This is a genomic window from Williamsia sp. (assembly GCF_016462415.1).
Taxonomy (GTDB): Bacteria; Actinomycetota; Actinomycetes; order Mycobacteriales; family Mycobacteriaceae; genus Williamsia_A.
The window spans coordinates 1-1,629 of sequence record NZ_JAEMTF010000238.1 but is presented as its reverse complement, the minus strand read 5'-3'; the positions used below and the strand labels follow the sequence as shown (position 1 = coordinate 1,629).

General features: G+C 70.6%; 2 protein-coding genes. Both read left to right on the top strand.

The window, feature by feature from the left end; translation table 11 throughout:
- The coding region (locus JHC79_RS23710) for an aminomethyltransferase family protein (protein ID WP_296395549.1) at nt 1–1,253 on the top strand (1,253 nt) is incomplete at its 5' end.
- On the top strand, nt 1,253–1,629 hold a 377-nt coding region (locus JHC79_RS23705), incomplete at its 3' end, for an FAD-dependent oxidoreductase (RefSeq protein ID WP_296395546.1). The genes JHC79_RS23710 and JHC79_RS23705, both read left to right, overlap by 1 nt.

Below are 1,629 nucleotides of genomic sequence, written 5' to 3'. Positions count from 1 at the left end.
TGCTCAGTGCGCGTGCCTTCGACGAGGTGTACGACATCGTGCATCCACGCCAACAGCGCACCGTCGCGCGCGACCGGCAGGTCAGCCCGATGCACGCCGGCCACGTGGCCCGGAAAGCGCATTTCGTCACCTCGCACGGGTGGGAGCGACCCGCCTGGTTCGATGCGAACGACGTTGTCGGGACCGGGGACCGGGATGATCTGGGCGACACCTGGTTCCGCAGGCACTGGTCGCCGACCGTCCTGGCCGAGGCGGCCGCGACCCGTTCGACGATGGGTCTCTACGACATGACCTCGCTGATGCGTGTCGAGATCGCCGGTGCCGACGCCGCGGCGTTCCTCGCCCCTCTGCTCACCCGCAACCCGGATCGGCCGATCGGCACGGTGCTCTACGCGCTGATCCTCGACGACACCGGTGGGATCCGCAGCGACGTGACCGTCGCCCGGACCGCGACCGACCGCTTCCAGATCGGTGTCAACGGGCCTGTCGACATCGCGTGGCTGACCGCGCACGCCCGACGTGCCCGGGCCGGCGGGATGTCGGTGTCGGTGCGCGAGACCACCACCGAGACCAGCTGTCTCGGCGTGTGGGGTCCGCATGCCGAGTCGGTCATCGCCCCGTTGACGTCGACGGCCGTCGACGCGGCGTCGCTGCCCTTCTACCGGTGCGCGCCTGCGACGGTGGCCGGTGTCGACGTCCTGCTGATGCGGGTGTCCTACGTCGGCGAATTCGGGTGGGAGATCTACGCCGACGCCACCGACGGCGCGGAACTCGCCGACCGGATCACCGAGGCGGCGCAACCCGCCGGCGCGGTCTGGGCCGGCCGCGGTGCCCTGGACTGTCTGCGGATCGAGAAGGGCTACCGGTCGTGGGGCACCGACATGAGCGCCGTCGACTCGCCCGACGAGGCAGGACTGGCGTTCGCCGTCGCCAAGAACCACGAGTTCACCGGCCGCACAGCGATGCTCGAGCGGCCGGTGCGGCGACGACTGCACACCGTGATCGCCGACGACCCCGCCACCGTGCTGATGGGATCGGAACCGGTGTCCACCGCGGATGGCCCCGTCGGACACATCACGTCGGCGACGTTCTCCCCGACGATCGGGCGGACCATCGCCTACGCCTGGGGGCCGGCCGATCTGCGAACCGGCGACCGTGTCGAGGTCGACTGGTTCGCCACCACCGCGTCGTTCACCGTGGCGCCGACCACCACCGTGGACCCGGAGAACGCTCGGATCAAGGGAAGGTACTGATGAGCTCATCGCAGCGATACGACGTCATCGTCGTCGGACTCGGGGGCATGGGATCGGCTGCGGCCTACCACCTCGCGGCGCGCGGACAGTGCGTGTTGGGACTCGAGCGGTTCTCGCCGGCGCACGACCGGGGGTCGTCGCACGGCGGGTCGCGGATCATCCGCCAGTCGTATTTCGAGGACCCGGCCTACGTGCCGCTGCTGCTGCGCGCCTACGAGCTGTGGGAGGAGCTCGCCCGTGACTCCGGCCGAGACGTCTACCGCATCACCGGTGGCCTGTTCGTGGGTCCACCGACCTGCGCGACGGTGTCGGGGTCGCGCCACGCGGCCGAGCTCTGGGGCCTGGCGCACGAGGTGCTCACCGCCGACGAGGTCCG